The organism is Devosia sp. Soil_C_22 (assembly GCF_057657195.1).
In genome coordinates this window covers 137,284-160,439 of the sequence record NZ_JBDGIY010000002.1, presented here as the reverse complement: position 1 = coordinate 160,439, position 23,156 = coordinate 137,284, and the positions used below count along the sequence as shown (strand labels likewise).

At 66.4% G+C, this 23,156-nt stretch carries 26 protein-coding genes; 11 read left to right on the top strand and 15 right to left on the bottom strand.

Annotated elements, in window-relative coordinates; all coding sequences use genetic code 11:
- The first annotated feature begins 56 nt into the window (after positions 1 to 56).
- The 4 genes from AC3A6I_RS17825 to AC3A6I_RS17810 all read left to right on the top strand — a co-directional run bounded on the left by AC3A6I_RS17825 (position 57) and on the right by AC3A6I_RS17810 (position 4,630).
- Positions 57 to 1,631, top strand: coding sequence for a sugar ABC transporter ATP-binding protein (locus tag AC3A6I_RS17825; protein ID WP_487545207.1), 1,575 nt, complete (start codon positions 57 to 59; stop codon positions 1,629 to 1,631).
- Positions 1,628 to 2,656 carry an ABC transporter permease gene (locus AC3A6I_RS17820; RefSeq protein ID WP_487545206.1) on the top strand — a complete coding sequence of 343 codons (1,029 nt, stop codon included), beginning with the start codon at positions 1,628 to 1,630 and terminating at the stop codon, positions 2,654 to 2,656. The genes AC3A6I_RS17825 and AC3A6I_RS17820 overlap by 4 nt, the downstream gene beginning before the upstream one ends.
- Positions 2,657 to 2,860: 204 nt before the next feature.
- Positions 2,861 to 3,694 (top strand): hypothetical protein, encoded by an 834-nt coding sequence (locus tag AC3A6I_RS17815; protein ID WP_487545205.1) that lies wholly within the window; start codon positions 2,861 to 2,863, stop codon positions 3,692 to 3,694.
- Positions 3,695 to 3,799: 105 nt separating this feature from the next.
- Positions 3,800 to 4,630 (top strand): GH25 family lysozyme, encoded by an 831-nt coding sequence (locus AC3A6I_RS17810; RefSeq protein ID WP_487545678.1) that lies wholly within the window; start codon positions 3,800 to 3,802, stop codon positions 4,628 to 4,630.
- Positions 4,631 to 4,915: 285 nt separating this feature from the next.
- Here AC3A6I_RS17810 and AC3A6I_RS17805 read toward each other — a convergent pair whose 3' ends face one another.
- Positions 4,916 to 5,554, bottom strand: a complete 639-nt coding sequence (locus tag AC3A6I_RS17805; protein ID WP_487545204.1) for a MarC family protein — start codon at positions 5,552 to 5,554, stop codon at positions 4,916 to 4,918.
- A gap of 104 nt (positions 5,555 to 5,658) precedes the next feature.
- Between AC3A6I_RS17805 and AC3A6I_RS17800 the strand changes: the two genes are divergently transcribed.
- The gene (locus AC3A6I_RS17800) at positions 5,659 to 6,366 is read left to right on the top strand and encodes a DUF930 domain-containing protein (protein ID WP_487545203.1); all 708 of its coding nucleotides are present in this window, start codon (positions 5,659 to 5,661) and stop codon (positions 6,364 to 6,366) included.
- Between the two features lie 4 nt (positions 6,367 to 6,370).
- Here the strand turns inward: AC3A6I_RS17800 and AC3A6I_RS17795 are convergent, their stop codons facing one another.
- The 4 genes from AC3A6I_RS17795 to rsmI all read right to left on the bottom strand — a co-directional run bounded on the left by AC3A6I_RS17795 (position 6,371) and on the right by rsmI (position 9,646).
- Entirely contained in the window at positions 6,371 to 7,297 is a 927-nt protein-coding gene (locus AC3A6I_RS17795; protein ID WP_487545202.1) for a serine hydrolase domain-containing protein, read from the bottom strand.
- Positions 7,297 to 8,241: a glutathione synthase gene (gene gshB, locus AC3A6I_RS17790; protein WP_487545201.1), complete on the bottom strand. Its 945-nt coding sequence runs from the start codon at positions 8,239 to 8,241 to the stop codon at positions 7,297 to 7,299. The genes AC3A6I_RS17795 and gshB overlap by 1 nt, the downstream gene beginning before the upstream one ends.
- Positions 8,242 to 8,382: 141 nt before the next feature.
- Positions 8,383 to 8,790, bottom strand: coding sequence for a YraN family protein (locus AC3A6I_RS17785; RefSeq protein WP_487545200.1), 408 nt, complete (start codon positions 8,788 to 8,790; stop codon positions 8,383 to 8,385).
- Positions 8,759 to 9,646, bottom strand: coding sequence for a 16S rRNA (cytidine(1402)-2'-O)-methyltransferase (rsmI, locus tag AC3A6I_RS17780; RefSeq protein ID WP_487545199.1), 888 nt, complete (start codon positions 9,644 to 9,646; stop codon positions 8,759 to 8,761). The genes AC3A6I_RS17785 and rsmI overlap by 32 nt, the downstream gene beginning before the upstream one ends.
- A 167-nt stretch (positions 9,647 to 9,813) precedes the next feature.
- Here rsmI and AC3A6I_RS17775 point away from each other — a divergent pair, with 167 nt between their 5' ends.
- Positions 9,814 to 10,974 carry a penicillin-binding protein activator gene (locus AC3A6I_RS17775; protein ID WP_487545198.1) on the top strand — a complete coding sequence of 387 codons (1,161 nt, stop codon included), beginning with the start codon at positions 9,814 to 9,816 and terminating at the stop codon, positions 10,972 to 10,974.
- 202 nt (positions 10,975 to 11,176) lie between these two features.
- On the opposite strand, the gene AC3A6I_RS17770 is transcribed toward AC3A6I_RS17775, so the two are convergent.
- From AC3A6I_RS17770 to ygfZ, 4 genes are all read right to left on the bottom strand, one after another.
- Positions 11,177 to 11,695, bottom strand: coding sequence for a hypothetical protein (locus AC3A6I_RS17770; protein WP_487545197.1), 519 nt, complete (start codon positions 11,693 to 11,695; stop codon positions 11,177 to 11,179).
- 113 nt (positions 11,696 to 11,808) lie between these two features.
- Complete coding sequence (locus tag AC3A6I_RS17765; RefSeq protein ID WP_487545196.1) at positions 11,809 to 12,423, bottom strand: HD domain-containing protein; 615 nt, start codon at positions 12,421 to 12,423, stop codon at positions 11,809 to 11,811.
- A gap of 72 nt (positions 12,424 to 12,495) precedes the next feature.
- Positions 12,496 to 12,900 carry a DoxX family protein gene (locus AC3A6I_RS17760; protein WP_487545195.1) on the bottom strand — a complete coding sequence of 135 codons (405 nt, stop codon included), beginning with the start codon at positions 12,898 to 12,900 and terminating at the stop codon, positions 12,496 to 12,498.
- Between the two features lie 68 nt (positions 12,901 to 12,968).
- A complete protein-coding gene (gene ygfZ / locus AC3A6I_RS17755; RefSeq protein WP_487545194.1) occupies positions 12,969 to 13,787 on the bottom strand; it encodes a CAF17-like 4Fe-4S cluster assembly/insertion protein YgfZ in 819 nt (272 codons plus the stop codon).
- Positions 13,788 to 13,835: 48 nt separating this feature from the next.
- Here ygfZ and AC3A6I_RS17750 point away from each other — a divergent pair, with 48 nt between their 5' ends.
- Positions 13,836 to 15,158 carry a dihydroorotase gene (locus AC3A6I_RS17750; protein WP_487545193.1) on the top strand — a complete coding sequence of 441 codons (1,323 nt, stop codon included), beginning with the start codon at positions 13,836 to 13,838 and terminating at the stop codon, positions 15,156 to 15,158.
- A 1-nt stretch (position 15,159) separates the two neighbouring features.
- Here the strand turns inward: AC3A6I_RS17750 and AC3A6I_RS17745 are convergent, their stop codons facing one another.
- The gene (locus tag AC3A6I_RS17745) at positions 15,160 to 16,275 is read right to left on the bottom strand and encodes a helix-turn-helix transcriptional regulator (RefSeq protein WP_487545192.1); all 1,116 of its coding nucleotides are present in this window, start codon (positions 16,273 to 16,275) and stop codon (positions 15,160 to 15,162) included.
- 224 nt (positions 16,276 to 16,499) lie between these two features.
- On the opposite strand from AC3A6I_RS17745, the gene AC3A6I_RS17740 reads away from it, so the two are divergent.
- Together AC3A6I_RS17740 and AC3A6I_RS17735 are read left to right on the top strand one after the other, a co-directional pair.
- On the top strand, positions 16,500 to 17,294 hold the full coding sequence (locus AC3A6I_RS17740) for a PEP_CTERM-anchored TLD domain-containing protein (RefSeq protein ID WP_487545191.1): 795 nt from the start codon (positions 16,500 to 16,502) through the stop codon (positions 17,292 to 17,294).
- 91 nt (positions 17,295 to 17,385) lie between these two features.
- A complete protein-coding gene (locus AC3A6I_RS17735) occupies positions 17,386 to 18,159 on the top strand; it encodes an outer membrane protein (RefSeq protein WP_487545190.1) in 774 nt (257 codons plus the stop codon).
- A gap of 57 nt (positions 18,160 to 18,216) precedes the next feature.
- Here AC3A6I_RS17735 and AC3A6I_RS17730 read toward each other — a convergent pair whose 3' ends face one another.
- The 3 genes from AC3A6I_RS17730 to AC3A6I_RS17720 form a co-directional block, all read right to left on the bottom strand.
- Entirely contained in the window at positions 18,217 to 18,495 is a 279-nt protein-coding gene (locus AC3A6I_RS17730; RefSeq protein WP_487545189.1) for a hypothetical protein, read from the bottom strand.
- 93 nt (positions 18,496 to 18,588) lie between these two features.
- The gene (locus AC3A6I_RS17725; protein WP_487545188.1) at positions 18,589 to 18,960 is read right to left on the bottom strand and encodes a TIGR02301 family protein; all 372 of its coding nucleotides are present in this window, start codon (positions 18,958 to 18,960) and stop codon (positions 18,589 to 18,591) included.
- Between the two features lie 32 nt (positions 18,961 to 18,992).
- Positions 18,993 to 19,400 (bottom strand): NUDIX domain-containing protein, encoded by a 408-nt coding sequence (locus AC3A6I_RS17720; RefSeq protein ID WP_487545187.1) that lies wholly within the window; start codon positions 19,398 to 19,400, stop codon positions 18,993 to 18,995.
- A 70-nt stretch (positions 19,401 to 19,470) separates the two neighbouring features.
- Here AC3A6I_RS17720 and AC3A6I_RS17715 point away from each other — a divergent pair, with 70 nt between their 5' ends.
- Complete coding sequence (locus tag AC3A6I_RS17715) at positions 19,471 to 20,223, top strand: SOS response-associated peptidase (RefSeq protein ID WP_487545186.1); 753 nt, start codon at positions 19,471 to 19,473, stop codon at positions 20,221 to 20,223.
- On the opposite strand, the gene AC3A6I_RS17710 is transcribed toward AC3A6I_RS17715, so the two are convergent.
- Both AC3A6I_RS17710 and AC3A6I_RS17705 read right to left on the bottom strand, forming a co-directional pair.
- Complete coding sequence (locus AC3A6I_RS17710) at positions 20,220 to 20,777, bottom strand: hemerythrin domain-containing protein (RefSeq protein ID WP_487545185.1); 558 nt, start codon at positions 20,775 to 20,777, stop codon at positions 20,220 to 20,222. The genes AC3A6I_RS17715 and AC3A6I_RS17710 overlap by 4 nt on opposite strands.
- 44 nt (positions 20,778 to 20,821) lie before the next feature.
- Positions 20,822 to 22,282 (bottom strand): FAD-binding oxidoreductase, encoded by a 1,461-nt coding sequence (locus tag AC3A6I_RS17705; protein WP_487545184.1) that lies wholly within the window; start codon positions 22,280 to 22,282, stop codon positions 20,822 to 20,824.
- 54 nt (positions 22,283 to 22,336) lie between these two features.
- Here AC3A6I_RS17705 and AC3A6I_RS17700 point away from each other — a divergent pair, with 54 nt between their 5' ends.
- The gene (locus AC3A6I_RS17700; RefSeq protein WP_487545183.1) at positions 22,337 to 23,146 is read left to right on the top strand and encodes an enoyl-ACP reductase FabI; all 810 of its coding nucleotides are present in this window, start codon (positions 22,337 to 22,339) and stop codon (positions 23,144 to 23,146) included.
- Positions 23,147 to 23,156 lie beyond the last annotated feature (10 nt).

Genomic DNA, 23,156 nt, shown 5'->3' with positions numbered 1-23,156 from the left:
CCGCCGGTGGAACGATCCGCCGGCGGCGCTGCCGTTTTCCGACAAGGGGGTAGGCGGTGGCTGAACCGGCTGTTGCGCAAAGCTCGGCGCCGCTGCTCGTGGTCGACGGCGTCTCCAAGCATTTTTCCGGCGTCGTCGCGCTCGATGGCGTGTCGCTCGATGTGCGCAGCGGCGAAATCCTCGGCCTCATGGGCGAGAATGGCGCCGGCAAGTCGACGCTGCTCAAGATCCTGTCCGGCGCCCAGCCGCCAACCTCGGGCCGCATCAGCTTCGACGGGGCCGACTACCGGCCGGCCAACCCGAACGAGGCCAAGCGCGCCGGTATCGTCACCATCTACCAGGAGCTGAGCCTCATACCGACGCTCACCGTGGCCGAAAACATCTTCATCGGCCGCGCTCCGACCGGGCCGATGGGTCTCGTCGACTGGAAGAAGATGAACGAGGCGACGCGCGGCATCATCGGGCGCGTCGGGCTCGACATCGACCCGCGTACCCCGGTCTCCGCGCTGTCGGTGGCCGAGCAGCAGATGGTCGAGATCGCCCGGGCGCTGTCGCTCGAAAGCCGTCTCATCATCATGGACGAGCCGACCTCCGCGCTCACCGAGACCGAGGTGACGCGCCTGCTCGGCATCATGGACCGTCTTCGCGGCGAAGGCGTCGCCATCATGTTCGTGACCCACCGCCTCGAGGAGGCGAGCACCATCTGCGACCGCATGACCGTGCTGCGCGACGGCCGCCTTGCCGGCCACCTGGTGCGCGAGTCCGGCCGGCCCGTGCCCATTCCGGCGATCATCGAGAAGATGGTCGGCCGCGCCGCCTCCGATCTCTATGCCCGTCCGACCCAGCGCCACGAGGCCGGCGAAACCCGGCTCAGGGTTCGCGGCCTGCGTACGGTGCGCAATCCCGAAGCGCCGCACGCCATCGTGCTCAATGGCGTCGACCTCGACCTGCGCGCCGGCGAAATCCTCGGCATTGCCGGGCTGGTCGGGTCCGGCCGCACCGAACTCGCCCGCGCCATCTTCGGCGCCGACCGCATCGCCGCCGGCTCGCTCGAGCTCGACGGCGCGCCGATCGCGCCGAAATCGCCGGCAGACGCCATGCTGCTCGGCATCGGGCTGGTGCCGGAGGATCGCAAGCACCAGGCGATCTTTTCCATGCTCGGCATCCAGCAGAATTTCGCCGTGGCGACGCTCGACACCTGGTCCAACCGGCTCGGCTTTCTCACCGAAGGCAAGGAGCGGGCAGCGCTGCTCGACTACAAGAAGATGCTCTCCATCCGCATGGCCTCGCCCGAGCAGACCATTGACGGCCTGTCGGGCGGCAACCAGCAGAAGGTGATCCTCGCCCGCTGGCTGGCGCGCAATCCGAAAGTGCTGATCGTCGACGAGCCGACCCGCGGCGTCGATGTCGGCGCCAAGGCCGAGGTGCACCAAATCCTCGTCCAGCTCGCCACGCAGGGCATCGCCGTGATGGTGATCTCGTCCGAGCTGCCCGAAATCCTCGCGGTGTCGGACCGTATCGTCACCATGCGGCAGGGTCGCATCACCGGCGAAATGCGGGCCGAGGACGCGACCGAAGAGAAACTCATGGCGCTGATGGCGCTCGATCAGCGGCAGGGAGAGGCCCGATGACCACGACCGAAAGCCCGGCAAAGACCGAGGCCAAATCCGGCCCCAACTTGTTCCGCATCCTGAAGCAGTTCGGCCCGCTGCTCTTCCTCATCGTGCTGATGGCGGTGTTCACGGCGCTGAAGCCGAGCTTCATCGATCCCATCAACGTGTTCAACATCCTCCGTCAGATCTCGATCACCGGGCTGATCGCGCTGGGCATGACCTTCGTCATCCTCACCGCCGGCATCGACCTTAGCGTCGGCTCGCTGCTGGCGCTCTGCGGCATGAGCGCGGCCATCGTCGCCAAGGGCGGCACGGCCAATACCATGTCGCTTTCGGCCGGGCCGGAAGCGGGGTTCGGCTGGTTCGCGGCCCTGCTCGCGGCGCTGGCCGTCGGCTCGCTGGCGGGTGGTGTGCAGGGCGTCGCCATCACCCGGCTCAAGGTGCCGCCCTTCGTCGTGACGCTCGGTGGCCTCACCATCTTCCGCGGCCTGACGCTGACGCTTTCCAATGGCGGCCCGATCTCGGGCTTCTCGCCCGATTTCCGCTGGTTCGGCACCGGGCTCATCGGCCCCGTGCCGGTGCCGGTGATCATCTTCGCCATTGCGGCGATCATCTGCCATATCGTGCTGCGCTATACCCGCTATGGTCGCGCCGTCTACGCGGTGGGCGGCAATGCCGAGGCGGCTCGCCTTTCCGGCCTGCGCGTCGATCGCATCCTGATCTCGGTCTATGTGATCGTCGGCTTCTTCGCTGGGCTCGCCGCCTTCGTGCTCTCGGCCCGCCTCAACTCGGCCGAAGCCGTGGCTGGCATCGGCTACGAGCTGACGGTGATCTCGGCCGTGGTGATCGGCGGCACCTCGCTGTTCGGTGGCATCGGCAGTGTCGGGGGCACGGTGGTGGGCGCTGCTTTGATCGGCGTGCTGCAGAACGGCCTGCAGTTCAACAATGTCTCGAGCTACACCCAGTCCATCGTCATCGGCCTGATCCTCATCGTCGCCGTCGCCTTCGATCGCTGGCTCAAGTCGCGTGCGGCGCGAGGGTAGCTGAAGCGCGCCCACCCACCGGCTGTCATCCCTGCGAAAGCAGGGATCCAACTCTCAACCAGTGCGGGCTGCAGCATGGATCCCTGCTTTTCGCAGGGATGACAATCGAGGGTAGCCTCTGTCGGCCCTGCCGGCAGATCGCCATGGCATCCGGCCCATCCCGCGCTATGGTGTCGCTACAGCCCACCAACGAGGATTTGACCGATGCGCATCCTGCTCGCCGCTGCCCTGCTTTTCGCCACTCCCGTCGTCGCCGAGGAAATGACGCCCGGCGCGCTGATCGACTGGACCGGCGAGCCCAAGGCCTACACGCTGGGCGACTGGACCGTGACCGCCGGCGCCACCGGACCGGAGGATGCACGGGTCGCAACGCTCAAGGTCGAGCGGCCCGGCTTCACTACGCTCGAGCGCAGCTTCGAGAGTTTTGGCGAGGGCTATGGCGTGGTCGGCGCGGCCCCGCTGGGCGCGGATGGTGAGCCGAGCATCCTGTTCGGCGCCTATTCCGGCGGTGCGCATTGCTGCATGCAGTCGATCGCGGTGACCGCGGTGGGCAGCGAGCTGGTGGTCGGCGATATCGGAACCTATGACGGCGGTTCCATCCCGCTGCAGGATATCGACGGCGATGGCGCCTTCGAGGTGCCGCTCGGCGATGGCCGCTTCTACTACACCTTCGATGCCTACGCCTTCTCGCCCGCCCCGATGGTGATCTGGCGGTTCAAGGACGGCGTGCCCTACGACGCGTCGCTCGAGCCGCAGTTCAAGAGCTACATCGAAGCCGAGCTTGCCGACAACGCCAGGAGCTGTCCGGCCGAAGACGGTTTCTATCTCGGCGCCTGCGCCGCCACGCTCGCCGATGCGGCGCGGCTCGGCCGCTATGACGAGGTCTTCGCCCCCATCGTCGCGGCCTTCGCCAGCGGCACCAAGCCGGCGTCCGGCTGGGACGAGTTCCAGGTCTGCGAGACCGAGGACTGCAAGTTTACCGACTTCACCCTGGCGCTGCCCCATGCACTGAAGCTCTGGGGCTACCTGAAGGACTAATCGGCGTTAACCATGCTGCAATAACAAAGGGTTAGCGCAAGGTTTTATTAAGCGGCCCATGTTGATTCAAAGGCTCTCGTGCAACCGCGAAAGCCCTTGTCCAGCATGCCGCTCGCCGCCAGTTTCCGCCCCCGTTTCAAGACCGCTCTGGCCGTGGGGCTGATGCTGCTGCTCGCGGCCTGCGGACGTTCGCCCACCAACTATATCGGTATTCCCGGCGACAACGACCCGCATGACGGGGTGCGCCGCGCCTGGGCCCTGCCGATCCAGGGGCTGGATGTGGCGCGTTACCAGGGCAAGATCGACTGGGCCGCCGCGCGGGCCGGCGGCACGCACTTCGTGTTCATCAAGTCGACCGAGGGCAAGGACTACATCGACCCCAATTTCTACGACAACTGGCGCGGCGCTGCCGCGGCTGGCGTGGCTCGCGGCGCCTATCACTTCATGACCTGGTGCTCGCTGGCTTCCGAGCAGGCCGCCTGGTTCGTGCGCAACGTGCCCAACGACCAGAACGCGCTGCCCCCGGTGCTCGATCTCGAATGGAACAACCACTCGAGCTGCAAGAACAGGCACGATCGCGCCGATATCCTCGAGAAGGTGCGCGTCATGCTGGCCGCCATGGAGCAGCACACCGGCAAGGTGCCGATCATCTACACCGACATGACCTTCTACCGCGACATCCTCGAGGGGGAGCAGTTCGACTCGTCCTTCTGGTTGCGCTCCACCGCCGCCGAGCCGCACCTCAAGTATAACGACCGGCCGTGGCTATTCTGGCAGTGGACGCAGACCGGCACGATGTCGGGCGTGCGCACCGAGGTCGACCGCAACGCCTTCTACGGCAGCGAAACCGAGTGGGTGAGCTTCCTGCTGAGCGGCTGCGATCCGCGCACCGTACGCTGGCTCGGTCCGCAGGGGCGCTGCCAGAGCCAGAAGTAATGCCGGTGCAAGCGGCTTGCCGCCAACTTGTCACAAACCGCCGCCAGAGCTAGCGTTACTGCAACGCGCCGGTGCGTTCCGCCGGACATTGGCGAGGAGGTAACCCATGGCCAAGGGTCAACTGCGCAAGAACAAGGAAGCCAAAAAGCCCAAGAAGGACAAGCTTGCGGCCGCCGCGGCCAAGCCGGCCGTCGGGGCGACCATGACTTCGACCGCCAAGAAGTAAGCCTGGGCGGAACATGTTATCCGGCAAGGCCGTGGCACCAGCCGCGGCCTTTGCTTTTTTCAGCCGGCGAGACCGGGGATGAGCCCGCTGGTCCGGATGCCGTCGATGAGGAACTGCACCGCCAGCGCGGCGAGCAGGATGCCGACCATGCGCGAGACCACCGCCAGCCCGGTAATGCCGAGCAGCCGCTGGATCGGGATGGCGAGCAGCAGCGTGATCCAGGCGGCGAGCATGATCAACAGCAGCGCCAGGAACACGAGGCCATATTCGATGCCGTCGCGTGCCCCCGTGGTCAGCAGCACCATGGCGCTGATGGCGCCGGGGCCGGAGAGCAGCGGCATCGCCAGCGGGAACACCGCGATGTCGTCGCGCTGGCGTGCCTCCACTTCTTCCTCGGTGGTGGTGGAGTTGGCGCCCGAGTGGCGCGCGAACACCATGTCGATGGCAATGAGGAGCAGCAGGATGCCGCCTGCCGTGCGCAGCGCCGGAATGGTGATGCCGAACACATCGAGCACGGCGTTGCCGATGAGCCCGAAGACCAGCAGGATGCCGGTTGCGATGAGGACGCCGCGGGTCGCGATGGCGAAGCGTTCGGCCGGGGTGTTCTGGCGCGTCAGCGCGGCGAACAGGAACGCGATATCGGCGACGCCGACGGTCGCGAACAAGGTCGCCAATGCGACGAGAAAGCTGTTCTGCATATAGGTCCCCCGCGACGGACCTTAGCCGCGGCGGGGCGGACCCGCCACCCCCCGTCGGCACTTGTCCCACCGCCGCCGCAATTGCGGCCGACTGGATCGACATCGTGACCTTCATCCCCGCTGTCGCCGTCACCGCAGCTACGTGGCAGCGCCCTCTATCCTGGGGCGTCGCGGCATCGCTGCTGCTGCACGGCCTTCTGCTGGTTTTGCTGGTGGTGGGCCAGTCCGTGCCGGTGGCGCCACCGGTGCTGCACAGCGTCGATGTCGACCTGCTGTCGATGGCACAGTTCACCGCCCTGTTCGCCCCATCGGCGCCGGCACCGCAACTGGCCGTGCCGGCCCCGGCAGAGACCGCCGCGCCCCCATCGCCATCGGCCGAGCCGGCCACCCAGTCTGCACCGCCGGCGGCTCCGAACGGCCCGTTCCGCGCCACCGACTTCTACGCCGGCGGCCTGCTGGCCGAACCCGAAAGCGCCCGCCTGCGCCAGGCCATGCGGACACTGGCCGACCCCGAACGGGTGGTGCAGCTCTGCGATATCGAAGCCATGGAGCAGGCCCGCCGCGCCCGGCCCGACTATGACCCCGACATGGTCGTGCCCTACGCCATGGCCGAGACCGGCATGCGCGACGGCGCGCTGGTCGCCCCCGGCGGCGCCTTCCGCAGCCGGCGCGAATGGTACGAACTGAGCTTCCGCTGCACTCCCGCTGCCGACTTCTCCCATGTCGAGGCGTTCGAGTTCACCCTCGGCGACGCCGTCCCGCACGAGCTGTGGGAAGAGCACTATCTCACCGCCGAGGAAGACGAGGAGTAGCGGCTCAGCTCTCGTTCAGCAGCGAAGCGACCAACCGGTCGATCGCCTCGAATGGCGCGCCGGCGGCGAGTGCCACGATGCCGGTGCCGTAGGCCGGGCAGCGCACCGCCTTGGCGACGGCGCCGGGCCATTCGCCCCCATGGATGTAGAGCGGGTATCCGCGATGCAGCCTGAGGCCGACGCCCCAGCCATAGTCGATGATCGTGCCGTCATGGAGCTCGCCCGGCGCCTCGATGATCGCGGCAAGGTGGAAGGCGTTGGCGTTCTGCAGCCCCAGCCAATGCGCGAAGGCCGGGGCCGTGGTCCACAGGCCGCCATCGCCTTGCGTCAGCGGCAATTGCGGGCCGAGCCCGGCCGTATACGCAAAGCCAGTGATCGCCGAGGCAAAACCGATGTCGGCGAGGCCGTGCGGCTCGAACAGCCGCGTGGAAACGAACTCCGCGAACGGCATTCCCGCCGCCGCGGCAACCACCTTTGCCAGCAGTACGTAGCCGATATTGGAGTAGCTGTAGCGCTCGCCGGGTGTGAACCGGGTCGTGGTCTCGTGCAGCGCCCCCATCGCCACGGCCTCGGTCCAGTGGCCGTTGATATGCGCCTCGAGCTCCCCCGCACCGGGCAAGCCTGCGATATGATGGGCGAGTTCGCTTGGCGTGACCGGCTGCACCCAGTCCGGCAGGTCGGCCAGCCAGTGTCCGATCGGCTGATCCGGATCGAGGATGCCATCGCGCACCAGCAGCGCCGCCGCCGCGGCGGTCACCTGCTTGGCAAGGCTTGCGCCATAGAAGCGGTCTTCGAGCGTCACGCGCCGACCATCCGGCCAGGTGCCGGCCGCCAGAGCGTCGATCCCGGTATCGGTGATCCGGGCCACGGCGACTGGTGTACCCGCATGAAACCCCGCCCGCGCAACGTGGTCGGCGAGCGGGAGCAACATCAGCGCCGCCGCTTCTCGATCGCGTCCCAGATCAGCACGGCGATGTCGGGGCCGCCGAAGCGCTTGATCTCGCGGATGCCGGTGGGCGAGGTGACGTTGATCTCGGTGAGATAGCCGCCGATCACGTCGATGCCGACAAAGATCATGTCGCGCGCCTTGAGCGCCGGCCCGATGGTGGCGCAGATCTCGCGCTCGCGCGGGGTGAGGTCACTCAGCTCCGGCCGCCCGCCGGCATGCATGTTGGAGCGTGCCTCGCCATCGGCAGGGATGCGGTTGAGGCCGGCCACCGGCTCGCCGTCGACGAGGATGATGCGCTTGTCGCCCTTGCGCACCTCGGGCAGGTAGCTCTGCACCATGAACGGCTCGCGGAAATTGGCCTCGAACAGCTCGATCAGCGAGTTGAGGTTCTGGTCGCCCTGCTGGATCAGGAACACGCCGGCGCCGCCATTGCCGTAGAGCGGCTTCAGGATGATGTTGCCGTGCTCGCGGCGGAACTCGTGGATCAGCGAGCGGTCGCGCGTCACCAGCGTCGGCGGCATCAGCTCGGGAAACTCGGTGACGAGGATCTTTTCGGGTGCATTGCGCACTGCCGCCGGCGGGTTGACCACGAAGGTGTGCGGATGGATGCGCTCGAGCATGTGCGTGAGCGTGATGTAGTTCATGTCGAAGGGCGGGTCCTGACGCATCAGCACGACGTCGTAGGTCGAAAGGTCCGCGCGCTCGAACGCACCGAGCGAAAAATGCTCGCCCTTGGGCTTGTCGAACACGGTGATCGGGGCGAGATCGGCCGACACCTTGTTGTCGCGCAGCGCCAGCGTCTGCGGCACGTAGTAGTGGACGACGTGCCGGCGCTCCTGCGCTTCCAGCATCAACGCGAAGGTCGAGTCCCCTCGCGGATTGATGCTCTCGATGGGGTCCATCTGCACGGCGATCTTCAACGTCACGTTTCGCTCCAACGCTTGTGACACCCGCGGTGTCATTCCCGCGAACGCGGGAACCTCTGTTTCCGATGGTTCGGCATCCGCCCCGAACGGAGATTCCCGCGTTCGCGGGAATGACCCGGTGGGAGTTGGCAGTACGTCGCCTCAACCAGCCCGAAAAGCGTCCTTCACATGGCGCGGCCACGTCATGGGCGCAAGGAAAATCACGTCGAAGCGGAGCGGTGTTGCGGCGAGCGCCGGGTGGCGCGCCACGTAGTGCTCGGCGGCCCGCGCAATGCGGCGGGTATTGACCGCTTCGAGCGCCATGCCGAGCTCGTTCCGGCTCATGCGTGCCTTCACCTCGACGAACACGGTGACCCCGAAACGGCGGGCCACGAGGTCGATCTCGCCGACCGGCGTCTTCACCCGCGTTTCGATGACGCGGTAGCCCTTGAGCCGCAGGTACCACGCCGCCATGGTCTCGCCGCGGCGGCCGAAAATCTCGGCGCCGAGCCGGGCGGCGCGGGTCTGGTTGTTGCGGCTATTCCTGGGCCTTGAGGGCGAGGGCCGCATCGTAGACCTCCTTGCGCTTGAGGCCGTAGCGGGCAGTGATCTCGTCCACTGCGGCGCGCAAGGGCTGGGCGACGAGCGCCTCATCGAGCGCCGCCTGCCAGTCTGCCGCTTCCACCACCACGCCTTCGGCCCCGCCGACGAGGATCACCGCCTCGCCCTTGGTCTCGCCCTCGGCAAAGTGTGCGGCAAGCTCGGTCAGCGTACCGCGGTCAACCCGCTCGAACCGCTTGGTCAGCTCAAGCGCTACCGCCGCCGGTCGGTCCGCGCCAAACGCTTCGGCCATGGCGGCGAGCGTATCGTCGAGCCGGCGCGGCGACTCGTAGAACACCAGCGTGTCCGCGCGCGCTTTCAGCGCCGTGAGCGCATTGGCACGGGCACCGGCCTTCGCTGGCAGAAAGCCGATGAAGCCGAAGGCATCCGTCGGCAGCCCGGCAATAGCCAGCGCCGCGAGCAGTGCCGACGGGCCGGGCAGTGCGAACACCTCGAGCCCGGCCTCGCGCACCCCACGCACGAGTGGGAAGCCGGGATCGGAGAGCAGCGGCGTGCCGGCATCCGAGATCTGCGCGATCGCCTGGCCGGCGCCGATCGCCGCCACCACTTCGCCGATGCGGGCACGCTCGTTGTGCTCGTGCAGCGAGCGTTTCGGCGTGCGGATGCCGTAATGGTCGAGCAGCGTCGCCGAGTGGCGCGTGTCCTCGCACAGGATCAGGTCCGCGGCGGCGAGTGTTTCGAGCGCGCGGAGGGTAATGTCCTTGAGGTTGCCGATCGGGGTGGCGACGACGTGCAGCCCTGCCTGCAGCGGCGGGGCGTCGAATTCGGTGCCGGCGATGAAGTAGCTGCGGCGCCTGTCGTCCACGCTTCCTCCGGATTGTTAAGCAGCGGTTAAGCCCGGCCTTTGAGACTAAGGCCCGATTGGGTATACGCGACATGGTAGCGCGCGGGTTCAGGACCACAGTGCGGGACGAGGCGAAGGCAAGGCAAGTGGGAAGTCGGCAGGGCGCCCCGGGTCTTTCGGGCATCAGGATGGTTGCACTTGCTGCGCTGACCAGCCTGCTGCTTGCCGCCTGCTCCACCGGCGGCTTCAATTTCGGCCCGGCCGGCGGCACCGGCGGGGGCAGCATGCCCACCGCGCAGGGCAGGAGTTTTGGAACGGGCCCGGTGCGGGTGGCACTGCTGCTGCCGCTCTCGGGCGATCCGGGCCTTGCCACCGTGGGCACCTCGCTCGCCAATGCCTCGGAACTGGCCATCGGCTTTGTCGAGACCAACCCGAACATCGCCGAGAACATCACCGTCACGCTGAAGGATACCGGCAGCTCTGCCGCCGGCGCGACGCAAGCCGCGCAGCAGGCGCTGTCCGAGGGTGCGAGCCTGATCCTGGGGCCGCTGCGCGCCGACCAGGTCACCGCCGTAGGCCGCGTGGCGCGCGGCGCCGGTGTGCCGGTGATCGGCTTTTCCAACAATTCCGGCGCCGCCGGGCAGGGCGTCTACCTGTTGAATGTCCTGCCCGAGAGCGAGGTGAAGCGCTCGATGGGCTATGTGCAGCGGCTGGGCAAGAAGGCCTATGCCGGCGTGTTCCCAACCACCGATTTCGGCCGCATCCAGGAAGGCGCCTTCCGCCAGGCCATGGCCGACCTGGGGCTCACCGCCCGCGCCACCTACAGCTTTTCGTCCGAGGCCGAAGCCCGCAACGTCGTCACCCAACTGGCGCCACTGCTCAAGCAGGGGCAGATCGACACGATCTTCCTGCCCGACCGCGCCACCGCGCCGAGCTTCGCCAACCTGCTCAACGAAGCCGGCATCGCGCCGGGCAGCGTGCAGCTGGTCGGCTCGGCCGACTGGGATGGCGACCCCTCCATCCTCAACACCACGACCCTCGCGGGCGCGATCTTCCCGGCTGTCGACGACGCCGGATATAACGCGTTATTGCCGGAGTATCAGGCCAAATACGGCTCGGCCCCGCACAAGCTGGCCACCATCGCCTATACAGCGACCATCCTCGCCAATGCCGGTTCGCTCGCCAACGCCACGCCGCGCTACAATCAGGCGCAGCTGACCCTGCCGGCCGGCTTCAACGGCCGCGACGGCGTATTCCGTTTCCTGCCCAACGGACGCAGCGAATATGCTCTGGTGATCAAGCAGGTGGCGATTGGCTCGGCCCATGTGGCCGAGGCCGCTAAGCTTTAGGTTAGCGCCGAAGTCGGAGCGTGTGGCTCCACCCCACCCTAGTTGCGCTAGGCAGCAAGCTGCCAAGCTCCACTAACCCTCCCCATCAAGGGGAGGGAGACCGTGCAAGAACCGAAACTTTCAGTCGGGTTTCCCTCCCCCTTGTGGGGAGGGGGGGCCGGCGTAGTCGGTGGGTGGGGGTGGCCCCACGCACCCAGCCTGACTAGCAGAACACGCTGCTGCCGATGATGGCGCAGTTGCCGCCCTCGGTGGTGATCAGTGCGCCGTCCTTGAAAGTCGTGACCGAGGCGAAGGAGTCCGCCGCCTCGCCCACCGCGACGACCCAGTGCCGGCCGTCCCAGTAGCGCAGTTCCGGAGCGGCGGCTTTGCGCTCCTTGATGATGCCCGGATATTCGATATGCGGGCTGGCCAGCGCATCGGTCGAATAGATGCCGCTCTCGGTTTCCATCACGCTGACCATCGTGGTCCTGCCATAGCCGATCTTGCGCACGCTCGATTCGCGGATCGGCTCCACCGACACGCCCGACTGCACGTAATAGTCCCACTTGACCAGCTCGTCGGGATCGAAGGCCGGTGGCCAGAGCTGGTTGGGCGTCTTGAGCAGGGTGCGCATCGGCTCTTCGCTGGCGATGGCCGCAGGCAGGTAGTTGGGCAGGGCCAGGAACAGCAGGCCGGCAAATACGCCTGCGCCGCCGAACATCACCAGCTTCGTCGCGTCCATGGTTAACCCTCCGTTAACACGCCGCGTTAACTTCGGATCAACCATACACCGCAAATGCGTGTCAAAACGGAACACGCGTTAAGGTTAAGTTAACTATGCTGGGGAGAAACGGCTCAGCCCGGCAGTGCGGCGGTCAGCGTCTCTACCGCCTCGACGAAGCGATCATGCGCCTCGCGCGTCGGCCACGGCCGGATCAGCTTTTCGAACGGCTCGAACTCGAATACCGGAAAGCTCGGCTCGCCGAAGAATTTTCGCGCTTCGGCATGATCGAACCCGGCGAGGTGCGTCGCTTCGAGATAAGCCGCTTCGCGATCGGCCCGCTTGATCAGCTTGCCCAGCGCCACCGGGGGCGCGGCCGGTAGCGCAAAGCGGAGATGGACCGCGCCGAGCAGCCGGTTCTCCACCTCCTTGTAGTTGCCGCCCATCGCCGCCTTGAACGGCGAGATGATGTCGCCCATCACATATTCGGGTGCATCGTGCAGCAGCGCATAGAGCAGCGCCCGGGCGTCCGCCTCGCGGTTGGCGGCGCGGAACAGTTCCAGCACCAGGATTGAGTGCTGCGCCACCGTGAACGGGTAGTCGCCCACTGTCTGGCCGTTCCAGCGGGCCACGCGAGCGAGGCCGTGCGCAATGTCGGAAAGCTCGACATCGAGCGGCGAGGGATCGAGCAGGTCGAGCCGCCTGCCCGACAGCATGCGCTGCCACGCCCGCTCCTTGCCTCGCGCCATCATTCACCCCCTACCGCCGAAGCGTCGGAAGGTATCGGGCGCGAGGCTGATTCGCCAATTTCGCTGGGCCGGTCAGGAGGTTTTGCGCGCCGCATCGATGCTCCACGGACCCGCTCCCGCGAGGAACAGGTAGAGGAAGATGAAGCAATAGAGGATCGCCCCGACGCCCAGATTGTTGTTCGGCCACGGGTTCATCGGGAAATGGAAGCCCCAGTAGGCGACGGCCATGAAGCCGCACAGCACGAAGGCTACCGGCCGCGTCAGCCAGCCGACGAGGATCAGCGCGCCGCCCACCAGTTCGAGCACGCCGGCCGTCGTCATCAGCGGCATCATCTCGGGTGGTGTCGGGCTCGGCCCGGCGGGTGGCGGCGGAAAGTTGAACAACAGGGCCAACCCGGCATGGACGAACAGCAGGCCGGTGACGATGCGCAAGACAGCGAGCCCATAGGGGGCGTAGGCGGAAAGTCGATCAAACATCGGGTTCTCCTCGCAATCGGGCGCGCAGGGATCCCATCGTGAAATCCGTCGGTCGGAACCGCTGGCCGCTAGTCGTCGGCCGAGGCTTCGCCGAACTGGTACGTCGCCCAGGGCGGCAGCGTAACCGTGACCGGCTTGCCGTCAACCGTTACGGCCGCCGGGTCCACGATCCGATCGAGGCGGAGGATCGCCACCGCACTGCCCTCGACCACCTGGCCGATCGTGCCGGCCTCGCGGCCACCGGCCACCACCGGCGTTCCCGTCGGCGCATCGATGCCCGAAACGATCACCGGCCGGCGCCGCGCCGTGCCGCGATGCTTCATGCGGCTCACGACCTCCTGGCCGATATAGCAGCCCTTCACGAAGTCGATGCCGTCGAGGATGTCGAGCCCGATATCGTGGGCGAAATTCTCGTCGATGCCGAAATCGCGCCCCTGCTCGGGAATGCCGGCAGTGATGCGGCGCCGGTCATATTCCTCGTCCTCGGGCAGCCAGTCGCCGGTCTGCTCGTTCGCCGCGATGACGCGCTCACCCAGCCCGCGCGGATCGGCATGGCCGATCCCGCTGGTCCAGCCGTCAAAGCTCCAGCCCACCGAATGGGTGGCACGGAGGTCGTCGATCTCCACCTTCGCCCGCAACCGATAGAGCTTCATCTTCCTGAAAAACGCGTCGGCGACCGACTGGTCGACATCGAGCCAGAAGGCGTCGCCGGCCCAGCCGCTCAGCCCTTCCGCCTGGACCTTGCCCTGCGGCGACAGCAGCGCCCACCACACTGCGGGACCGGGTTCCGGTTGCAGCCGGCCGGTCACCACATCGAACAGCAGCTTGTGCGCTTCGGGGCCCGAAAAGCGGAAGGCGGCACGGGACGGACGGAGGATTGTGGGCATGGAATGGTTCCGCTACACCCGGCCGAAACGGGCCGGGGAGCACCAGACATGGCGCAGTATCAGACGATCTTCAAGAACGGCACCGTGGTGAACCATGACGGCACCCACCGCACAGACATCGCGGCGAACGATGGTCGCATCGTCGCGCTGGGCGATCTGGGCACCGCCAATGCCGCCGAGATCGTCGATTGCACCGGTCTTCACATCCTCCCCGGCGTCATCGACACGCAGGTGCATTTCCGCGAGCCGGGGCTGACCCACAAGGAAGATCTCGAATCGGGCTCGCTGTCCGCCGTGATGGGCGGCGTCACCGGCGTGTTCGAAATGCCCAACACCAACCCGCTGACCACCACGCGCGAAACGTTCGAAGCCAAGATCGCCGCCGGCACCCGCCGTATGCACTGCGATTTCGCCTTCTATGTCGGCGGCACCCACGAGAACGTGGCCGATCTGCCGGCACTCGAGCGCCTGCCCGGCTGCGCCGGCGTAAAGGTGTTCATGGGCTCGTCCACCGGCTCGCTGCTTGTGCCTGACGATGACGGGGTCGAGGCGATCCTTGCCGCCATTTCCCGCCGCGCCGCCTTCCACTCCGAGGACGAGTATCGCCTCGAGGAGCGCAAGCACCTGCGCGTGCCGGGCGATCCGTCCTCGCACCCGGTCTGGCGCGATGTCGAAACCGCCATGCGCTCGACCCGGCGCCTCGTGAATCTCGCGCGCAAGACCGGCAAGCGCATCCACGTGCTGCACATCTCGACTGCCGAGGAGATGGTGTTCCTCGCCGCCCATAAGGACGTGGCGAGCGTCGAGGTCACGCCGCACCACCTGACGCTCGACGAAACCGCCTACACGCGCCTCGGCACCTACGCGCAGATGAACCCGCCGGTGCGCGACGCGGCGCATCGCGACGGCATCTGGGCCGGCGTCCACAACGGCGTCGCCGATATCCTCGGCTCCGACCACGCCCCGCACACGCGCGAGGAAAAGGATCACGCCTATCCGGGCAGCCATTCCGGCATGACCGGCGTCCAGACGCTGGTGCCGATCATGCTCGATCACGTCAACGCCGGCCGCATGAGCCTCGAGCGTTTCGTCGACATGACCAGCCATGGCCCCAACCGCCTGTTCGGCATCGCCAACAAGGGCCGCATCGCCGTGGGCTACGACGCCGACCTCACCGTGGTCGACCTGAAGCGCCGCGAAACCATCACCAATGACTGGGTCAAGAGCCGCGCCGGCTGGACGCCCTACGATGGTGTCACGGTCACCGGCTGGCCCGTGGGCACCATCGTGCGCGGCAACACCGTGATGTGGCAGGGCGAACTGGTGACGCCAAGCATCGGCCAGCCGATGCGCTTCCTCGAAGCGCTGTAGTTCAGCGCTCGAGGATCAGGCGCAGCAGCTCGGCCTGCCGGTTGACCCCGGTCTTGTCGAAGACGTGCCGCAACTGGTTGCGCACGGTGTGGGTGGAGGCCTGGCGCCGGTCCGCGATCTCGCCCACCGTCAACCCCTCGCCCAGCATCAGCGCTACGTCCGCCTCCGCCGGCGACAGGGCATAGCGGCGGCGCAGTCGCGTCGCGGCATCGTCCGGCACGGGATGCAGGATCAGGATCGCGACCGCACGGCGCGGTAGATATTCGAGCAGCAGCGAACCGGAAGCTGTGAGCGTTGGCGGGGCGGGGGTGACGAGGCCGCTCCATCGCTCCCCGGCCGGCGTCGTGATGCTGATATTGCCGGCAAGGCTGCTGCCCTGCGTGGCGATATCGCGCACGATCCGATCGAGCATGCGCTGGGCCTCGGCATCCTTCAGCAGCAGCTTTTGCCCGGCATAGCTGACGACGCCGGCGGCTTCCGGCGCGCGTCGGTTGGAGGCAAGCACGGCGCCGGTGCGGTCCAGCGCGAAAGCCGGACCGCCCAGCAGCTCGATCCATGACCTGACCTCGGTCTGCCCCTGCCGGGCAACTTCACCGGCAAGCCGGAACGCCCGCTGCACATGCGGCAGGACCGACTGGATCAACCCGCGCAGTTCGTCGTCGAGCCCGTCGGCATCGCGCTCGCGCAGTGTCGACGAGATGGCGAGGAAGCGGCGCCTGTCATTGTAGAGCACGCAGCCCCAGCCGGTGATCTGACCTCCCTGCGGTCGCAGCCAGTCGTTGTAATATTCGCTGCGCTTCACCTCATCCCGGCTGAGAAAGCTGTCGGACGTCACCAGCGCGCCCACCGGCGCCTCGCTGAAGCCCTGCGCCCAGACATTCACCTGCGAATAATAGCGCGCAAAATCCTGCATGGCTCGCGGATCGAAGCCCGAATAGATCTGCCCCGTATTGGCATTACTGCGGTAATCGTGGCCGTAGAGCGCAAAGGCGACCGACGGCATCGCCGTATTGAGCAGATCGATGGCCGCCTGCCACCCGCCGGGTCGTATTGCGGCGTCGTAAAACTGCTCGATGATGGCCGGTAATAATTGCGTAACCCGCGCATTTGTCGGCACGTGGTGATCCCCGCGCAATCAAACGATCGTTGCGGCAAGATTTACATGCCTAGACGGAGCAGACAACGCCATCCGTTACTGTCGCCTGCGCATAAATTCACGCCGGCATAGCGAAAACACGTCATGCCGTTCGCCCTCCGATATGCACCCTGACGGCGCAGCGAAGGGATGTCGGGTCTCCCGCCGCTGTAGCCGAGGTGGCGCACGCCAACAGGGAGTCATCGATGTCGAAGCTGTTTGCCGGACTGCTTGGGGTAGCCGCGCTTGCGGCGGGTCTCCAGATCCCGTCAGCCGCGCAGGCGGCAACGATCATTGGTGGCTCCTCGCTGTTGGCGCCGAGCCACCTGACCCTGCTGGAGGATTGGGTCATCAACGACCCGACGCTGGCTTATGACGGCTCGCTGGTGCTGACCAACATCTTCACCAAAGGCGTGACCGGAGTCACGGCTCAGCAGTTTCATGCGGCCGTAGACGGCAAGGGCCCGACGATTTTCATCGCCCGGGCGTTGCAGCTGAATTCCAATGGCCCTGGCGGCTTTGTCGCGGGCGCCACGATGCTCATAGGTGGCTACAATCCGCAAAGCTGGTCGACTAGCGGCGCGTACAACGTAACCAGTGGCGCCGCCGACCGGACGGCCTTCATCTTCAACCTGACCACTGGTGAACGACGGGACCAGACCGTTGCGGCGGCCGGCGAGTACCAGACGCTGAACAATGCGTCCTACGGACCGACGTTTGGCGCCGGCCATGACCTCTACATCGATGCGGCGCTGATGGAAGGATATGTCCACACCCAGTCCTACTGTCCGCCAGCGCTCTTGGCGACCGGCTGCGCCGGACTGCCCGACCTGATGGGAAAGACGCTCGTCGAAGGACTGGACCTGAGATACCTCGCATTTGAGGTGTTCACCGTCGCCTCAGTGCCGGTCCCCGCCGCCCTGCCGATGCTGGCTGCCGGTCTCGGCGCGCTCGGCCTGCTCGGCTGGCGCAAGCGTGGCCGAGCAAAGTTTGCCGCCTGAAACCATGCCCGCGACATCTAGCGCAAATGCGTCATGCGCGCCCCGGCGGAGCGTGCGCCTATCACACACAACCTTTTGGGGGACAAGCAACATGAAGACAATGATTCTGGCGCTGGCCATCGCCGCGACAAGCACGGCTGGCTACTCGGCGGACTTTCTCGATCCGCCTGCCGCCGAGCTTCCAGCCGGCGACGTGTTCGACTGGAGCGGCTTTTACCTTGGCGTATCCGCAGGCGGCGCCTGGGGCGCCCAGGACAGCGCCGTTACGCCCGATCTGACCTCGCTAGGCGACACGATCGACGGTCTGTCCGACGGTTTCGATGTCGATGGCTGGCTGGTCGGTATTTCCGCCGGCTACAACGCCGACATGGGAGCATTCATGCTCGGCCTCGAGGGCGATGTGGCATGGTCGAACATATCGGGCTCCGTCAGCAACGATTTCCTGGACGACATGGGAACGCCGGCGGACGATACCGATGACGTTGTCCATACCAACGAGCTGGCGACGTCATACAATTGGCTGTCGACACTTCGCGGGCGCCTTGGCACCGCCAACGGCCCTGCAATGGTGTTCGTCACTGGCGGCCTTGCGGTCGCTTCGACGACCGATGGCCTGACCTATTCCAATGACGTCGGCGACGGGCCGGAAACGCTTGAAGAGACGTCCGTCAGCTATGGCTGGACTGCTGGCGCGGGCATTGAATATGCCATAGCCGAAAGGGCGACCGTAAAGATCGAGTACCAGTATGTCGATCTGGGCGATGTGACCGCGGCCACCGGTGAATACTGGGGCAACGACGAGTCCGACTACACGGTCAGCCACAGCCTTCACATCGTGAAGGCCGGCGTGAACTGGCACTTCTAGGTCGAGCACTCGCGTGAGTCGGCTGTCTGCCGGGGCGGCCGGCAGCCTGCCGGCGCTCTACTGCAACTGCCGGTTCAGCGTGTATTCGCCGGCCTGGATGCGGTCGGGCAGGGCGCTGATCAGTTCGGCGACGGCGGTTTCGCCGTGATGATCGACCAGCGAGGTGATGGCGGCGAACAGCGAGGCATGCGCCAGCGCCAACGCGGCGACGCCGTCATCCTCGGCCGCATTCCACGCTTCGGCGACATATTCCAATGCCACCTGCCGCTCTTCGCGCTCGTCGTCGGCGACATGGTCGAGACCCGACGCGTCGATCATGCTTTTGTTCAGTTTCATGATGACGGCGTTAGCATGCCGACGTGACGGGCGCGCCCCAGACGTCGCCAAACGGTTAATTTGCACCGATTAATTATCGTTAACCGGCCGAACTTATTCGGCGTAGCGCGAGTGGATCTCTCGCGCCGTCTTCTCCGCCTCGACCAGCAGCCGGGTGAAGGCCTGTTCGGCCGAAATCGTGCACACGCGGTAGAAGCGCGAATAGGCCTCGTAGCCCGCATTGAACGCGCCGGCGAGCCGTTGCCGGCGGTCCTCGTCGGGCTCGTCCAGCCCGATCAGGTCGCTTGCCTGCACCCGCCAGTCGGTAGGGTTCTCCGGCCGGCACAGCGGGCCGAGGAAATAGAGGCTGCCGAGGATTTCGGAAAGCCGCTCCATCTCGCCCTGGTAGGGCGGGTCGACCGCGTGCGCCGGCCCGGCCGCCAGCAGCAGGGCAAACACGGCGGCAGTGATCGGGCTCGAGCGCATCGCCGCATCCTTATGGGAAAGCCCAATTCGCCTCAACTGCGATCGAAGATGCGGAAGGCGCCGGCCACAACCTCGGCGAGGTCGGGCGTCGTATGCATGAAGCCGACCTCGTCGAGCGTCACCCATGCATGGTCGGTGATCTCGTCGGCGGCGATGACGATCTCGCCTTCGAACGCCTCGGTGGCGAACACCTGCAGCACGAACCGGCCCTGAGCGAGGAACATCCGCCGCAGCGGCCGAAGCGCGAAGACCTGCAGGCCCATCTCCTCCCTGATCTCGCGCGCCGCCGCCTGCTCGGCCGTCTCGCCCGGCTCGAGCCGCCCGCCCGGCAGGCTCCACATGCCGAAATAGGGCTTTCGCGCCCGCTGGATCAGCAGCACGCGATCGCGCTCGATCAGCGCGACGGAGGCGGCATTGGGCGGGCGGGTGGAATCGGCCATGCGGCGATGTTCAGGGTTTGTCTTGTGGCGGGCAAGGCCCTAACTAACCGGTGACAAGGAGTCGGAATCCATGTGCGGACGCTACGCGACCACCCTGCCGCCCGAGATGCTGGTCGAGCTGTTCAACCTGTTGAACCGCATCGATTTTCCGCCGCGCTACAACATCACGCCGACGCAGCCGATCGCTGCCATCTGGGAGCAGCAGGGTCGCCGCACCATCCAGCTGGTGCGCTGGGGGTTCGTCCCCAACTGGGTAAAGGATCCGCGCGAGTTCTCGCTGCTGATCAACGCCCGCGCCGAAACCATGGCCGAAAAGCCGTCCTTCCGCGACGCGGTGCGCCACGGCCGCTGCATCGTTCCCGCCTCGGGCTATTACGAGTGGATGAAGGGCAGGGACGGCAAGCGCCGCCCCTACTACATCACCATGGCCGATGGCTCGCCGATGATCTTTGCCGGACTCTATTCCAACTGGGCCGGTCCGAATGGCGAGGAGGTGGATACCGCCTGCATCGTCACTGTCGAACCCAACCTCGAGATCTCCTCGATTTACGACCGCATGCCGGCAATGCTGCAGGGCGAAGCGGTCGATCTGTGGCTCAACACCCGCGAGGTCGATGTGCGGGCGGCGACCCAGCTGGCTTTGCCGCTGCCGCCGGGCTCGCTGAAGTATCACCCGGTGGGCAAGGCCGTCGGCCGCGCCGATATCGATGAGCCGGAGCTGATCCGCGAACTGAGCGCGGAAGAACTCGCCGCCGAGGATGCGGAAAAGCCCACCCGTCCGAAGAAGGTCGCAGGTGGCGGCGGGCAGCTCGATCTGTTCTAGACGATGCCGAACGCGCCGAGCGCGTCGCCGATCGCCTCTTCCTCGTAGCCGAGATGGCTGAGCAGCACGCGCTCCAGCGCGCGATAGAGCTCGACAGTTTCGTCGAACCGGTCCGGTCCGGGTTCACGGGCAAGTTCGCTCAGCGCATCGATCAGGCGCAGCAGCAGTTCGTGCACCACCACATGTTCGGACCGCAGCCGGTCGGCGATGGCGCGAAAGCCCTCGCCCTGCGCGGCGATGCCGGGAAACACCGCCTCGTCTTCGATCGAGTGGTGCATGTGGACGATGTTGCAGTGCTGGCCGCAGAGATTGCCGAAGCGGCGGTAGTTGGCGACCATGGCGAGCCGGGCCGCCTCGTCGGCGACCTCCGCCGGGTTGGCCCCGCCCACGGCAGCGCGCTCGATCAGCACCGCCAGCGTTTTCATGTTATCGCGCAGGTGGTCGTGCACCGCCTTGAGGTGCCGGCCGGGTTCGCGCTGCGCCTCCGTGAGGCCGTCGAGCCTGATCGGCGGCGGGCGCGTCGCGTCGTCGAGAAATCCGATATTGAGAAGCATGGCGCTCAGATGGGGCGGCGGCGCCACCCCGTCAACAAGGCACCCTAAAGTACCTTACCCGGGTTCAGGATACCGTTGGGGTCGAGCGCCGCCTTGATCGAGCGCATCATTTCGAGCGCCACCGGGTCCTTCACCTCGCGCAGCATTTGGGTCTTCAGCTGGCCGATGCCATGCTCGGCCGAGAACGAGCCGCCCAGCCGCTGCACCACGGCATAGACCCCGGCATTGGCGTCCTTCTCGCGCGCCATGAAATCCTTGGCGTCCCAGCCCTCGGGCTGGGTGAAGTTGAAGTGGATATTGCCGTCGCCCATGTGCCCGAACGGGCAGGGTCGCACGCCCGGAATGGCGCGTTCGACCGCGGCGGTGCCCTCGGCGATCAGCTCCGGCACCGCTCCGATCGGCACCGACACGTCGTGCTTGATCGAGGCGCCTTCCTTCGATTGCACGTCGCTCATCAGCTCGCGCGCCGCCCACATCGCGACGCGATCACCCTCCGACTCGGCGATCACCGCGTCCTCGACGAGCCCGGAGCCGAGCGCCTCCTCGAGCGCCGCCTGCAACGCCCCCGGTGCGCCGCCCTTCATACGGTTGACCTCGGCCAGCACATACCAGGGCGACAGCGACGCCGTCGGGTCGCGGCTGATCATGCCGTGCCTGAGCTCGAGATCGATGCCGAGCCGGTTCATCAGCTCGAAGGCGGTGAGCCGCGAGCCGGTCCGCTCGCGCAACAGGTAGAAGAGCTGCAGCGCCACCTCGGGGGAGGGCACGTTGATCATCGCCGTCTGGTGCCCCTCCGGCATCGGGAACAGCTTGACCGTCGCCGCGGTAATGAAGCCGAGCGTGCCTTCGGCGCCGACCAGCAGGTCCTTGAGGTCGTAGCCGGTATTGTCCTTCTTCAGCGCGTTGAGCCCCTGATACAGCCGGCCATCGGCCAGCACCGCCTCGACGCCCAGCGTCAGCTCGCGCGCATTGCCATAGGCCAGCACCTGCACCCCGCCGGCATTGGAGCTCAGCACCCCGCCAATGCGGGCCGAGCCCTGCGAGGCGAGCCAGAGCGGAAAGATCGCCCCGGCCGCTTCGGCCGCCTTGTGCGCTTCCTCGAGGATCAGCCCGGCCTCGACCGTCATGTATCCGGCCTCGGCATTGACCGTGCGCACCTTGTTGATGCGGCCGATATTGACAATCACCTCGGTCCCGCTGAGTGGCACCTGTCCGCCGACGAGCCCGGTATTGCCGCTCTGCGGGATCAGCGCAACGCGGTTCTCGTTGGCCCAGCGGCACAGCGCCTGCAGCGCCGGCACGTCCGGCGGCAGCGCCACGGCGACGGCGGGGACATGGAAGCGCTTGCGCGGCTCGTTGAGATAACTGGCCATGCGCGCCGGATCGGCGACGACATTGGCCGCCCCCAGCACCGTGTTGAGACCGGAGATGATTTCGTCAGTGGAAAGCGCCATGGCCGGCAGATTAGCTTCGGGCCGGATGGGCGCAAGGGCGAACTTGCCCACCTTTAGGCGCTATGCGACAAGCGGCGCCAACGACACCGAACACGGAGCAAGACGATGGCGAACGGGCTGATGGCCGGCAAGAAGGGCCTGATCATGGGCGTCGCGAACAATCGCTCGATCGCCTGGGGCATCGCCAAGGCCCTCGCCGACCAGGGCGCCGAGATCGCCTTCTCCTACCAGGGCGAAGCGCTGAAGAAGCGCGTCGAGCCGCTCGCCGCCGAAATCGGCGTGACGACCCTCGTCGAGTGCGACGTGTCCAGCGACGCAGCGATGGACGAGACCTTCCGCGTCTTGAAGGACAAGTGGGGGACGATGGATTTCCTCGTCCACGCCATCGGCTTTTCCAACAAGGAAGAGCTCGAGGGCCGTTACATCAACACCAGCGCCGACAATTTCGCGCTGACCATGAACATCTCGGTCTACTCGTTCACCGCCGTCGCCAAGCGCGCCGAAGCCATGCTGAACCCGGGCGGTTCGCTGCTGACGCTGACCTATTACGGCGCCGAAAAATACGTGCCGAACTACAATGTCATGGGCGTTGCCAAGGCCGCGCTCGAGGCCTCGGTGCGCTATCTCGCGCACGACCTCGGCCCCAACAATATCCGCGTCAACGCGATCTCGGCCGGCGCCATCAAGACCCTCGCCGCCTCGGGCATTTCGGGCCTCCGCACCATGCTGCACTTCCAGGAAAAGGCCGCGCCGCTGAAGCGCAACGTCACCCAGGAAGAAGTCGGCAGCGCCGCGCTCTACCTGCTTTCGGATCTTTCTTCGGGTGTCACAGGACAGATCCAGTATGTGGATTGCGGCTTCAACATCATCGGCATGCATGTCGATGACGAGGCCGAGGCAACTCCTGCCGCCTGATCTCTCCACT